Here is a 13,435-nt window from a genome sequence, read left to right as displayed (position 1 = left end):
AGCGTTCACGCATGAATGAAGACGTCCGGCTGACCGCCTGGGTGCGCGGCCGAGTGCAGGGAGTGGGCTTCCGCTGGTTCACCAGGGAGAACGCCCTGGAGATCGGCGGGGTCGTCGGCTTCGCGCTCAACCTCGACGACGGGCGAGTACAGGTGGTCGCCGAAGGTCAACGTGAGAATTGCCACCGGCTCCTCGACTGGCTGCGCTCCTGCGACACGCCCGGCCGGGTGGACGGAGTGACAGAGATCTGGGGCACACCGCGCGGTGGCTACGACGGATTCGGCATGCGATGACCGATCGACTGATCATGCACTCATCACATCTCTGAGCTGCCGCACATGGTCGGAACTGCACATTCCTCGTCGACGCGTTGCCGACGGGGGTGATCCGTGGAAGGCTCGGAGACGAGGATGATCTCCACATCCCTTGCGGGGACCGGGGACGCCCGCCGATACGGGGCGTGATCGTGTTGACCGTCAAACTTTTTGGTGAGACGCTGGAAGCCCCGCGCACCTGAGCTGTTTGGCAGTGTTGGCAGTAGTAAGCGCAGTGACTGACAGTCGCTGCCGGACATCCGCGGGTGCGATTCCCTCACGACCCACACCGCTACGGTCGGTCACTCAGTGTGGAGGACCATCCATCATGGCAAAGGCGCTTCTCGGTTACGTCGGCGGTTCTGACCCGCGACTCCTCGCCGAGATGCGACGGCTTCAGCAGCGCGTCCAGGACCTCGAGTCCGAGCTCGTACGGATTCAGTCCGAAAATGACGCGCTGAACGCGGCCGCCGCTCAGCACGACCGAGACTCGCTGCTCGGCAGCATCGACATCGACGTACCCCAGGCGGAGCCTGCGCTCACCTGACCTGTTCAATCCGTCGCTCGACTCCAGCCCCGCATGATCTGCAAGGGACGCTTCGGCGTCCCTTCTTTCTTTCACCGGCCTCTTCTCAGGACTTCCACGCCACGCCACGGACCACAGGGCCAGGTGGGGGGCCTGTGGCCCTTGGCGTCAGTTGTGCCCAGCACCTTCATGGGTGAAACCGAACGCGAAAGGTAGAGTCCGGCGGCGTGCACCTCAAGTCCCTGACCCTGCGTGGCTTCAAATCCTTCGCGTCCGCCACCACCCTGCGCTTCGAGCCCGGCATCACCTGCGTCGTGGGCCCGAACGGCTCCGGCAAGTCCAACGTGGTCGACGCGCTGTCCTGGGTCATGGGCGAGCAGGGGGCCAAGTCCCTGCGCGGCGGGAAGATGGAGGACGTCATCTTCGCCGGGACCACCGGCCGCCCGCCCCTCGGGCGCGCCGAGGTGTCGCTGACGATCGACAACTCCGACGGCGCGCTGCCCATCGACTACGCCGAAGTCACCATCACACGGATCATGTTCCGCGGCGGCAGCAGCGAGTACCAGATCAACGGTGACACCTGCCGGCTGCTCGACATCCAGGAGCTGCTCTCCGACTCCGGCATCGGCCGCGAGATGCACGTCATCGTCGGCCAGGGCCAGCTGGACTCCGTACTGCACGCCGATCCCATGGGCCGCCGAGCCTTCATCGAGGAGGCGGCCGGAGTGCTCAAGCACCGCAAGCGCAAAGAGAAGGCGCTGCGGAAGCTGGACGCGATGCAGGCCAACCTCGCGCGCGTCCAGGACCTGGGCGACGAACTGCGGCGCCAGCTCAAGCCGCTCGGACGGCAGGCGGCGGTCGCCCGGCGCGCGGCCGTCATCCAGGCCGACCTGCGCGACGCCCGGCTGCGGCTGCTCGCGGACGACCTGGTCGTGCTGCGGCGCGCGCTCGACGCGGAGATCGCGGACGAGGCCGCACTCAAGGGGCGCAAGGAGGCCGCCGAGGCCCAGCTCGCGGGGGCACTGCGGCGCGAGGCGGAGCTGGAGGAGGCGGTACGGGAGCTCGCACCGCGGCTGCACCGTGCCCAGCAGACCTGGTACGAGCTGTCGCAGCTCGCCGAACGCGTACGGGGGACCGCGTCCCTCGCGGACGCCCGGGTCAAGAGCGCGACGGCTCCGGCCGAGGAGGAGCGCCGCGGCCGCGACCCCGAGGACATGGAGCGGGAGGCGGCGCGGATCCGCGAGCAGGAGGCGGAACTGACGGCGGCTCTGGAGGCGGCTTCGCGGGCGCTGGAGGACACGGCCGAGCACCGGGCCGAGCTGGAGCGGGCGCTCGCCGACGAGGAACGGCGGCTGCGGGACGCCGCGCGGGCCATCGCCGACCGCCGCGAAGGACTCGCCCGGCTGACCGGGCGGCTCGGCGCGGCCCGCTCCCGCGCGGGAGCGGCGCAGGCCGAGATCGACCGGCTCGTCACGGCGCGGGACGCCGCGCAGTCCCGGGCCGCGGCCGCGCAGGAGGAGTACGAGGCGCTGGCGGAGGAGGTCGGCGGGCAGGACGACCCGTCGGCCGACACGGACCACGAGGCCGCCCGGGCCGGGCTCGCGGCGGCGGAGACGGCGCTGTCCGCCGCGCGGGACGCGCTGTCCGCGGCGGAACGCTCACGCGCGGCCGTCTCGGCGCGGCGGGAGGCGCTGGCGCTCGGGCTGCGCCGCAAGGACGGTACGGGCGCGCTGCTCGAGGCGCGGGAACGGCTGGCCGGGCTGCTGGGGCCGGCGGCGCAGCGGCTGTCGGTGAGCCCCGGGTACGAGATCGCCGTGGCCGCGGCACTGGGCTCGGCGGCGGACGCGCTGGCGGTGGCCTCCCCGGCGGCGGCCGTCGGGGCGATCCGGCACCTGCGCGGGGCCGACGCGGGCCGCGCCACCCTGCTCATCGCTCCGGCGCCGCCCGTGCTCCCGGGCCAGGGAGCGGCCGGGGGAGCGGCCGGGGGAGCGGGAGTGCCCGGGGACGCGGCGGGGGGTGCGGCGGGGAGCGCCGTCCCCCGTCCGGCCCCGTCCCGGGACGGGGATCCGGCCGTACCGGCACCGCATGTGCCGGCGGGCGTCGCCCCGTCCGCCCCGGCGGCCGTGACCCCGGCCCCGGCTCCGGCCCCGGCGTCCGCGCCGGTCACCGGGGGCGGACCCGCGGTCCCGCCCGTACCCGCCGCCGGGCTGGTCGGCGGGGACGCCGAGGTGCGGCGGGCCGTCGGATGGGTGCTGCGGGACCACGTCGTGGTCGCGACCCTGGACGAGGCCGAGGCGCTCGTCGCGCAGCGCCCCGACGCGGTGGCCGTGACCCTCGACGGCGATGTGCTCGGCGCCCACCTCGCGCACGGCGGCTCCGCCGGGGCGCCCAGCCTGATCGAGGTACAGGCCGCCGTCGACGAGGCCACGGCAGAGCTGGACCGGCTGGGCGTGCAGTGCGAGGAACTCGCCGGGGCCCAGGCCGCCGCGCAGGCCCACCGCCGGGACGCGGCCACCCGGGTCGACGAGCTCGCCGAGCGGCGGCGCGCCGCGGAGCAGGCCCGGGCCGGGGTCGCCCAGCAGCTCGGGCGGCTCGCCGGGCAGGCCAAGGGCGCCGCGGGTGAGGCGGAGCGCAGCGCCGCCGCCGCGGCCAGGGCCCAGGACGCGCTGGAGCAGGCACTGGCCGAGGTGGAGGAGTGCGCGGAGCGGCTCGCGACGGCCGAGGAGATGCCCGTCGACGAGGAGCCGGACAGCTCCCGGCGGGATCGGCTCGCCGCGGACGGGGCCAACGCCCGGCAGACCGAGATGGAGGCCCGGCTCCAGCTGAGGACCCACGAGGAGCGGGTCAAGGGGCTGGCCGGGCGGGCGGATTCGCTCGACCGCGCGGCCCGGGCGGAACGCGAGGCCCGGACCCGGGCCGAGCGGCGCCGGGCGCGGCTGCGCCACGAGGCGGAGGTGGCCCGGGCGGTCGCCGACGGCTCCCGCCAGCTCCTCGCGCACGTGGAGGTCTCGCTCCGCCGGGCCGACGAGGAACGCGTGGCGGCCGAACGGGCGAAAGGTGTCGCCGAACGGGAGCTCGGCGAGGCGCGCAACCGGGGACGGGAACTGAAGGGCGAGCTGGACAAGCTCACCGACTCCGTCCACCGCGGCGAGGTGCTCGGCGCCGAACAGCGGCTGCGCATCGAGGCGCTGGAGGCCAGGGCGCTGGAGGAGTTCGGCATGGCGGCCGCCGGCCTGATCGCCGAGTACGGCCCTGACCAGCTGGTTCCCCCGTCCCCGCCCGCCGAGGGGGAGGAGCTGCCGCAGGATCCGGAGCATCCGCGCAACCGGCCCGGTCCCTTCGTCCGGGCCCAGCAGGAGAAGCGCCTCAAGGCGGCCGAGCGCGCCTACCAGCAGCTGGGCAAGGTCAATCCGCTCGCTCTGGAGGAGTTCGCGGCGCTGGAGGAGCGCCACCAGTTCCTCAGCGAGCAGTTGGAGGATCTCCGCAAGACGAGGGCCGATCTCCTTCAAGTGGTGAAGGAGGTCGACCAGCGGGTCGAACAGGTCTTCACCGAGGCCTACCGGGACACGGCCCGGGAGTTCGAGGGGGTCTTCTCGCGCCTGTTCCCCGGTGGCGACGGCCGGCTGATCCTGACCGATCCCGACAACATGCTGACCACCGGCGTCGACGTGGAGGCCCGTCCGCCGGGGAAGAAGGTCAAACGCCTGTCACTGCTCTCCGGCGGCGAGCGCTCGCTGACCGCCGTGGCGCTGCTGGTGTCCATCTTCAAGGCGCGCCCCAGCCCCTTCTACGTGATGGACGAGGTCGAGGCCGCGCTCGACGACACCAACCTGCAGCGGCTCATCCGGATCATGGAGGAACTCCAGGAGAGCTCGCAGCTCATCGTCATCACGCACCAGAAGCGGACGATGGAGGTCGCGGACGCGCTGTACGGCGTTTCGATGCAGGGCGATGGCGTCTCCAAGGTGATCAGCCAGCGACTCCGCTAGGCCGACTGTTCAGATAGTGAAGGCAAATCTCGACAGCTCATGGGGCAATCGCACTCACTCCGAGTCTTGACTTCAGAAAGTGAACCCATAGGCTCTGCTCTGGCGTGTTGACGTTCAGGTGGTGGTGCGCAGTTTGCTGTGCGCCACTAGAGGAACACGCGCAACGACGAATCCCCCACACAGCCCGTCGTCGCCGCCGGGCCCAGGAGCGCACCTTGACCAGCACAGCGAACGCACCCGCGTCAGGCGGTGGAAACCCGGCTCACCCCGACCACCTCGGCCACGTCATCTTCATCACCGCGGCCGCTGCCATGGGCGGTTTCCTCTTCGGCTACGACAGCTCCGTCATCAACGGCGCCGTGGAGGCCATCCGCGACCGCTTCGACGTCGGATCGGCGGCACTCGCCCAGGTGATCGCCGCGGCGCTGATCGGCTGCGCCATCGGCGCCGCCACCGCGGGCCGCCTCGCCGACCGGATCGGCCGAATCCGCTGCATGCAGATCGCCTCCGTCCTGTTCACCGCGAGCGCCATCGGATCCGCGCTGCCGTTCGCCCTGTGGGACCTCGCCATGTGGCGCGTCATCGGCGGCTTCGGCATCGGCATGGCCTCCGTCATCGGCCCCGCCTACATCGCCGAGGTCTCGCCGCCCGCCTACCGCGGCCGGCTCGCCTCCTTCCAGCAGGCGGCCATCGTCATCGGCATCGCCGTCTCGCAGTTGGTCAACTGGGGCATCCTCAACCTCGCCGACGGCGACCAGCGCGGTGAGATCGGCGGACTCGAAGCCTGGCAGTGGATGCTCGGCGTGATGGTCGTCCCGGCCGTGCTCTACGGCCTGCTCTCCTTCGCCATCCCGGAGTCCCCGCGCTTCCTCGTCTCGGTCGGCCGTACGGACAAGGCCAAGGAGGTCCTGCGCGAGGTCGAGGGCTCCGGCATCGACGCCGACGCCCGCATCCGCGAGATCGACCACTCCATGCGATCCGAGGTGAAGTCCACCTTCAAGGACCTGCTCGGCGGCCGCTTCGGCTTCCTGCCCATCGTCTGGATCGGCATCGGCCTCTCGGTCTTCCAGCAGCTGGTCGGCATCAACGTGATCTTCTACTACAGCTCCTCGCTGTGGCAGTCGGTCGGCATCGACGCGAGCTCCTCCTTCCTGTACTCCTTCGAGACCTCGGTCGTGAACATCATCGGCACGGTGATCGCGATGATCTTCGTGGACCGGCTCGGCCGCAAACCGCTCGCCCTCATCGGCTCCGTGGGCATGGCGCTGTCGCTGGGCACGGCGGCCTGGGCCTTCTCGTTCAAGACCGGTACCGGCGACGACATCTCCCTGCCGCACGCGCAGGGCATCACCGCCCTGGTCGCGGCCAACCTCTTCGTCCTCTTCTTCGCCCTCTCCTGGGGCGTGGTGGTCTGGGTGCTGCTGGGCGAGATGTTCCCCGGCCGCATCCGCGCCGCCGCCCTCGGTGTGGCCGCCGCGGCCCAGTGGATCGCCAACTGGGTCATCACCGTCACGTTCCCGTCGCTGTCCGACTGGAACCTCTCGGGCGCCTACATGATCTACACGTTCTTCGCCCTGCTCTCGATCCCCTTCATCCTCAAATGGGTGCCGGAGACCAAGGGCAAGGCGCTGGAGGAGATGGGGTAACCACCCCCGCCACCACCCCTTCTCCTCGATACTGCCCCGGCTCAGTCCTTGAGCCGGGGCAGTACCTGTTCGCAGAGCAGGTGCAGGCTGCGCCAGCCCTCGTCCAGCGGCATACCGCCGCACAGCGGGTGCAGGACCAGGTTCCCCGCCTCGCCCGCGGCCCGGCCGTACGCGACCGCCTCGTCCGGGGTGAGGATCCGGTACACGCCCTCCGCCCGCAGTTCCGCCACCGAGCGCGCGGCCGACCGTACGGCGCTGCGGATGTCCTTGGACTGCCAGGACGCGTACCTGCCCGCCTCGTGCAGGAAGCGCTCACCGTGCTCGGCCCAGACCCGGTCCGGGTCCTCCGCGATGTGCAGCAGCGGGGTCTCGGCTGCGGGCATCATGCAGAAGCCCTCCGTGCCGTACTCCGCCAGCCGCGCGGTGTAGTACGCCTCCAGCTCCGGCAGGTGCGCGCTGGGGAAGAACGGCAGCCCCAGGCGCGCCGCGCGGCGGGCCGCCGCCTCGGAGCTGCCGCCGACCAGGAGCAGCGGGTGCGGCCGGGTGAACGGCACCGGGGTGACCCGTACCGTACGGCCGCGGTACTCGAAGGGCTCGCCGGTCCACGCCTTCAGCAGGGTCTCCAGCAGCTCGTCCTGGAGGCGGCCGCGCCGGCCCCACTCCACTCCGTGCTGCTCGTACTCCTCGGGCCGGTAGCCGATGCCCGCGACCGTCACCAGGCGGCCGCCGCTCAGCAGGTCGAGGACGGCGATGTCCTCGGCGGCCCTCAGCGGGTCGTACAGCGGGCCGATGATCGCCGAGACGGTGACGGCGATCCGGCGCGTGGCGCCGAAGACCGCGCCCGCGAAGGCGAAGGGTGAGGGCAGCCAGTTGTTGTCGGTGCCGTGGTGCTCCTCGGTCTGGATGGTGTCGATCCCGCGGTCGTCCGCGTACCGGGCCATCTCCAGCGCCGCCTTGTACCGGGCGGAGAGGGACTCGGGGGTGCCGTCGGGGTCGACGAGATTGAACCGGGCCACGGTGATGGGCATGGAGAAGTCCCCCTTCGCCGGATGGGGTGGGTGGGCGAAGGGGGACGTTAGCTGACGTGGCGTCAGTTGGACAGGGATCCGGCGAGCTCGCGCTCCCCGGCCGGGGCGGGCTGCGCCGGCGCCGTGCGCGGCAGTACGGCGTACAGCAGGGCCGAGGTGAGGATGCCCGCCGCCCAGCCCAGGCCGTTCTCGCCGATCCAGGTGGAGGCGAGGGGTCCGGCGAACCAGTCGACCTTGGTGAACAGCAGGCCCACGACGAGGGCGAGGGCCCAGGCGGTCATCGCCTGCCACGCGAAGCCGCCCCGGTACCAGTAGGCGCTGGTCCGCGTGGTGTCCAGCAGCGCCCGGCCGTCGTAGGCGGGGCGGCGCAGCATGTCCACGCCGAAGACGCCGATCCACGCGGAGAAGGCCACGGCGAGCAGGGTCAGGAAGGAGATGAACGAACCGAAGAAGCTGGTCGCGACCACCATCAGCAGGAAGCCGAAGATCAGGCTGATGATCGCGTTGACGCTGACCGCCCACGCGCGCGGAACCTTGATCCCCAGGGTCTGCGCGGTGAAACCGGCCGAGTACATGGACATCGAGTTGATGAGCAGCATGCCGACGAGCGCGATGAGCAGGTACGGGACCGCGATCCAGGTCGGCAGCAGCTCGCCGATGAAGGAGACCGGGTCCTGGGCGGTGGCCAGGTCCGGGGTGCCGACGGCCATGACCGCGCCCATCAGCACCATCGGGAGCACGACCACGCCGGCGCCGCCGATCGTCGCGCCGACCATGCCCCTGGAGGAGGCGGTGCGCGGCAGGTACCGGGTGAAGTCGGGGCCCGAGGGCACCCAGCTGATCCCGCCGGCCGCGATCGTGCCGATGCCCGCGATCATCATCGCGCTGGAGCCGGCCGGCTTGCCGAAGACGGCGGACCAGTCGGTGGTGAAGAGCAGATACCCGAGGATGAGCACGCTGAAGGCGCCGAAGAGGTACGTCGACCAGGTGGAGCAGACGCGCAGCGCGTTGATGCCGAGGCCGGACACCACGAAGGTGCAGCCCACGAAGAACAGCAGGGTGACGACGATGAGCGGGGTGCTGCTGCGCACCCCGAACAGCAGGTCCAGCACGGTCAGCACGGCGTAGGCGCCGCTGACCGCGTTGATCGTCTCCCAGCCCCACCGGGCCACCCAGATCAGGGCCCCCGGGAAGAGATTGCCCCGCTGCCCGAACACCGCCCGGGAGAGCGCCATGCCGGGAGCGCCGCCGCGCTTGCCCGCGATTGATATCAGGCCGACGATCCCGTACGAGACCACGGGCGCGGCGATCGCGACGACGAGCACCTGCCAGATGTTGAGCTTGTTGAAGATCACCAGCCCCGCACCCATGGTCAGCAGCAGCACGCTGATGTTGGCGGCGACCCAGGTGGGGACGAGCTCGCGGACCCGGCCGGAGCGCTCGCTGTCCGGGACGGGCTCCAGGCCGCGGGTCTCGATGGCGGTTTCGGCTGCGCCGTCGGCAGGCTCGGCAGGCATGCGATCGCTCCGTGGGGAGGTTATGAGGGGAAGTTGCCCATCATCATCGATTTGCCGCTAAAACCACAAACAGCGGCTTAAGCCCTGCTCCCCGGGTCCGGGTTCCCGGCTCCCGGGCGGCCGTGGCCGATACTGGGGGGGTTATGGACATCCTCATCCTTGCTGTAGTCATCGCCCTGGTCGCGGTCGGCGCGATCAGCGGGCTCGTGGTCAGCAGCCGCAAGAAGAAGCAGCTGCCGCCCCCGGCACCGCCGAGCACGCCGACCATCACTGCCCCGCCTGCCGAGCCGCAGGTGGGGGAGGACGCCGTAGAGACGGCGGAAGAGCCGCGCCGCACGATCGAGGAGGTCGGGCTCCCGGAGGCCGAGGCCCCCGCCCCGGCGCCGGTGGCCGAGCCGGAGGCCCCGGCCGCGCCCGAGATCGAGGTGCCCGAGCCCACCGCCGGCCGCCTGGTCCGGCTGCGCGCCCGCCTCGCCCGGTCGCAGAACTCCCTCGGCAAGGGGCTGCTCACGCTGCTCTCCCGGGAGCACCTCGACGAGGACACCTGGGAGGAGATCGAGGAGACCCTCCTCATCGCCGACGTCGGTGTCGTGCCGACCCAGGAGCTCGTGGACCGGCTCCGCGAGCGGGTCAAGGTGCTCGGCACCCGCACCCCTGCGGACCTGCGCGCCCTGCTCAAGGAGGAGCTGCTGACCCTGGTCGGCACCGACTTCGACCGCACCGTGAAGACGGAGAGCGGCGAGGACACCCCCGGCGTGATCATGGTCGTCGGTGTCAACGGCACCGGCAAGACCACCACCACCGGCAAGCTGGCCCGGGTGCTCGTCGCCGACGGCCGCAGCGTGGTGCTCGGCGCCGCCGACACCTTCCGGGCCGCCGCCGCCGACCAGCTCCAGACCTGGGGCGATCGGGTCGGGGCGCGCACCGTGCGCGGCCCCGAGGGCGGCGACCCGGCCTCGATCGCCTACGACGCGGTCAAGGAGGGCATCGCCGAGGGCGCCGACGTGGTGCTCATCGACACCGCCGGCCGCCTCCACACCAAGACCGGCCTGATGGACGAGCTCGGCAAGGTCAAGCGCGTCGTGGAGAAGCACGGCCCGCTGGACGAGATCCTGCTGGTCCTGGACGCCACCACCGGGCAGAACGGCCTGACCCAGGCCCGGGTCTTCGCCGAGGTCGTGGACATCACCGGCATCGTGCTGACCAAGCTCGACGGCACGGCCAAGGGCGGCATCGTCGTCGCCGTCCAGCGCGAGCTGGGCGTACCGGTCAAGCTCATCGGCCTCGGCGAGGGGCCGGACGACCTGGCGCCCTTCGAGCCGGAGGCGTTCGTGGACGCCCTGATCGGCGACTGAGCGCAGTTCCTACGGACACCAGCGCCCCCGCGTTCCGCCGGAACGCGGGGGCGCCGTCATGGCCGGGGCATCCCCGGGGTGGGGCTCCCCGAGCGCTCGTCAGCGGCGGAGCCGGTGGCAGATGTACGCGAGGGTGCCCAGCAGCAGCCGGGCCTGCGGCGGGCCCCCGGCGGAGTCGAGCGCGGGCGGCCGCAGCCAGCCGACCTGGCCCAGCCCGGCCCGGTCGGAGGGCGGGGCGGTCACGAAGGCGCCCCGGCCCAGGGCGTGCAGGTCGAGATCGGCATCGTCCCAGCCCATCCGGTACAGCAGCTGCGGCAGCTCGGCCGCCGCCCCGGGGGCCACGAAGAACTGGGCCCGGCCGTCGGCGGTGACGATGACCGGGCCGAGCGGCAGGCCCATCCGCTCCAGCCGGACCAGCGCGCGCCGCCCGGCCTCCGCGGAGACCTCGATGACGTCGAAGACGCGGCCCACGGGGAGCAGTACGGCCGCCCCGGGGTACTCGCTCCAGGCCTCGGTGACCTCGTCCAGGGTGGCCCCGGCCGGGACCGTGGGGGCGAAGGGCAGCGGATGCGCCCCGGGCGCGGGGCACTTCGTGTCCCCGCAGGAACAGTCGCGGGCGGGCGCCGCGGCGCGGGCGCCGGGGACCACGTCCCAGCCCCACAGCCCGGTGTACTCCGCCACCGCCGTGCACTCCGAGGTCCGGCCGCCGCGGCGCCGGGTGCCGGAGCGGAACTCCTTGGTGCTGCGGCTGCCGCCGATCGTGAAGCCCATGCCCATGCCCCCTCCAACGGGTCGGACGTGCCGGTGGTTACGAAGCCGGTGGCGACGACCTCGGCGGGACCTCTGCCGGCAGCCCGCCGCGGGGTGTCCCGCGAAGCCGCCCGGCGCACTCCTCGCCGCGCGCGCCCCTGGCGCACCCCAGTCCAACCGATCCGCTTTCACCTCGGTGTCAAGTGAATCGCGCCTGGCGGGTAGCGAGTTCATTCGAAGGGGTGGCGAATGGTGGCGTTTCTGGAATCGACCTCGCCCCAGGGGTGATCGTAGGATTACTTTCGGTACACGAAACCGAAGGCGGCCCATCCGTGGGTATGCCGGAGGCAATACGTGAAGGACCTGTGAAGGTCCGTGGTGGCGCACGGCGCCCCGGCCAAGGTTTCGTGTGGAAGATGCTGAGCGGATGGGGGCGTTCCAGTGAGCGGCAACGGCGCAAGCGGAACGATCGAGGATGCTGCTGCGCGCAATGACCAGCTGACCTCGTGGTTCGTCCGCAGCGGCTGGTCCAAGGGCGAGCTCGCCCGGCAGGTCAACCGCCGGGCCCGCCAGATGGGCGCCCACCACATCAGCACGGACACCTCCCGGGTGCGCCGCTGGCTCGACGGCGAGCAGCCCCGCGAGCCCGTCCCGCGCATCCTGTCCGAGCTGTTCTCCGAACGCTTCGGTTCCGTCGTCGCCATCGAGCAGCTCGGTCTGCGCACCGCCCACCAGACCCCATCCGTCTCCGGGGTCGACCTGCCCTGGGCCGGCCCGCAGACCGTCGAACTGCTCGGCGAGTTCTCCCGCAGCGACCTGATGCTGGCGCGCCGAGGCTTCCTCGGGACCTCGCTCGCGCTCTCCGCCGGTCCCGCCCTCATCGAGCCCATGCAGCGCTGGCTCGTCCCGGCACCGGCCGCCGACCCGGGACCGCGCGGGCCGGGGTCGACGGGGGCCCTCGGCGGCCACCGCCCGCCCCGGCTCTCCGAACCGGAACTCGACCTCCTCGACGCCACCACCGTCATGTTCCGCCAGTGGGACGCCCAGTGCGGCGGCGGACTGCGCCGCAAGGCCGTCGTGGGCCAGCTCCACGAGGTCACCGACCTGCTCCAGGAGAACCACCCGGCCCCGGTCATGAAGCGGCTCTTCAAGGTCGCCGCCGAACTGGCCGAACTGGCCGGATGGATGAGCTACGACATCGGCCTGCACCCCACCGCCCAGAAGTACTTCGTGCTCGCGCTGCACGCCGCCAAGGAGGGCGGGGACAAGCCGCTGGGCTCGTACATCCTCTCCAGCATGAGCCGCCAGATGATCCACCTGGGACGCCCCGAGGACGCGCTGGAACTCGTCCACCTCGCCCAGTACGGCAGCCGCGACTGCGCCGGCCCGCGCACCCAGGCCATGCTGTATGCGATGGAGGCCCGCGCGTACGCCAACATGGGCCAGCCCAGCCGCTGCAAGCGGGCCGTGCGGATGGCCGAGGACACCTTCTCCGACGTCGGCTTCGCGGAGGAGCCCGAGCCCGACTGGATCCGCTTCTTCTCCGAGGCCGAACTCAACGGCGAGAACTCCCACTCGTACCGGGACCTGGCCTATGTGGCCGGGCGCAGCCCCATGTACGCCTCCCTCGCCGAACCCGTCATGGAACGGGCCGTCGAGCTCTTCGAGAAGGACGAGGAGCACCAGCGCTCCTACGCCCTCAACCTCATCGGCATGGCCACCGTGCACCTGCTCCAGCGCGAGCCCGAGCAGGCCGCCGCCCTCGTCGACCGGGCCCTCGACGTGGCGGGAAAGGTGCGGTCCGAACGGGTGAACACCCGCCTGCGCAAGACCGTCGACACCGCCGCCCGTGAGTACGGCGACGTCGCCGAGGTGGTCCGGCTCACCGACCACCTCGCCTCCCGGCTCCCCGAAGCCGCGGAGGCCGTCTGACGGCCCGCGCGGCCGTCCCGAAGGCCCCGGCCGCGGCAGTCACCCCGTGAAGCCCGATCAGGCTCCCCCAGCCAGGACATCCGGGTACTGCCGCGGCCGGCCCACCCCTCCCGCGCCCGAACCGGCGCCCCTCCCGCGGACGTGGTCGCGCCCGCCGTCGTGAGGGAGCGATCGACGGTTCCCGCGTTCATCGCGTCGTAACAACCCGGACGCCTTCGTCATCGGAGCGAAACACCCAGCGGCGCCGCCGGAAACCGGCCTGCGCGAATCTCGGGGTCATTAACCGGCCAGCTTCCCCGGCCCGGCCGGACACCCCTTTACGCCGCTCAGGTTTTCACGATCGCCCGCACGCGAACGTACCGACGACGAGGAGACGCC

At 71.9% G+C, this 13,435-nt stretch carries 9 protein-coding genes; 6 read left to right on the top strand and 3 right to left on the bottom strand.

The window, feature by feature from the left end; genetic code table 11:
- Positions 1-11: 11 nt before the first annotated feature.
- From B6R96_RS10645 to B6R96_RS10630, 4 genes are all read left to right on the top strand, one after another.
- Positions 12-293 (top strand): acylphosphatase, encoded by a 282-nt coding sequence (locus tag B6R96_RS10645; RefSeq protein ID WP_030386421.1) that lies wholly within the window; start codon positions 12-14, stop codon positions 291-293.
- A gap of 349 nt (positions 294-642) precedes the next feature.
- A complete protein-coding gene (locus tag B6R96_RS10640; RefSeq protein ID WP_081522350.1) occupies positions 643-861 on the top strand; it encodes a hypothetical protein in 219 nt (72 codons plus the stop codon).
- A 206-nt stretch (positions 862-1,067) separates the two neighbouring features.
- Complete coding sequence (locus B6R96_RS10635; RefSeq protein WP_081522349.1) at positions 1,068-4,829, top strand: AAA family ATPase; 3,762 nt, start codon at positions 1,068-1,070, stop codon at positions 4,827-4,829.
- A gap of 215 nt (positions 4,830-5,044) precedes the next feature.
- Positions 5,045-6,475, top strand: a complete 1,431-nt coding sequence (locus B6R96_RS10630; RefSeq protein ID WP_053701996.1) for a sugar porter family MFS transporter — start codon at positions 5,045-5,047, stop codon at positions 6,473-6,475.
- 41 nt (positions 6,476-6,516) lie between these two features.
- Here the strand turns inward: B6R96_RS10630 and B6R96_RS10625 are convergent, their stop codons facing one another.
- Positions 6,517-7,503: an LLM class flavin-dependent oxidoreductase gene (locus B6R96_RS10625; protein WP_081522348.1), complete on the bottom strand. Its 987-nt coding sequence runs from the start codon at positions 7,501-7,503 to the stop codon at positions 6,517-6,519.
- A 62-nt stretch (positions 7,504-7,565) separates the two neighbouring features.
- Entirely contained in the window at positions 7,566-9,020 is a 1,455-nt protein-coding gene (locus tag B6R96_RS10620; RefSeq protein WP_081522347.1) for a cytosine permease, read from the bottom strand.
- Between the two features lie 143 nt (positions 9,021-9,163).
- On the opposite strand from B6R96_RS10620, the gene ftsY reads away from it, so the two are divergent.
- Positions 9,164-10,375, top strand: coding sequence for a signal recognition particle-docking protein FtsY (gene ftsY / locus B6R96_RS10615; protein WP_053177506.1), 1,212 nt, complete (start codon positions 9,164-9,166; stop codon positions 10,373-10,375).
- A gap of 99 nt (positions 10,376-10,474) precedes the next feature.
- Here the strand turns inward: ftsY and B6R96_RS10610 are convergent, their stop codons facing one another.
- Positions 10,475-11,146 (bottom strand): bifunctional DNA primase/polymerase, encoded by a 672-nt coding sequence (locus B6R96_RS10610; protein WP_081525059.1) that lies wholly within the window; start codon positions 11,144-11,146, stop codon positions 10,475-10,477.
- A 420-nt stretch (positions 11,147-11,566) separates the two neighbouring features.
- Between B6R96_RS10610 and nsdA the strand changes: the two genes are divergently transcribed.
- Positions 11,567-13,057 (top strand): transcriptional repressor NsdA, encoded by a 1,491-nt coding sequence (gene nsdA, locus B6R96_RS10605; RefSeq protein WP_030386414.1) that lies wholly within the window; start codon positions 11,567-11,569, stop codon positions 13,055-13,057.
- Positions 13,058-13,435 lie beyond the last annotated feature (378 nt).

Origin of the sequence: Streptomyces sp. Sge12 (assembly GCF_002080455.1) — a bacterium.
Lineage (GTDB): Bacteria > Actinomycetota > Actinomycetes > Streptomycetales > Streptomycetaceae > Streptomyces.
Note: the sequence above shows the minus strand (reverse complement) of the source record. Positions and strands in the feature narration are given on the sequence as shown.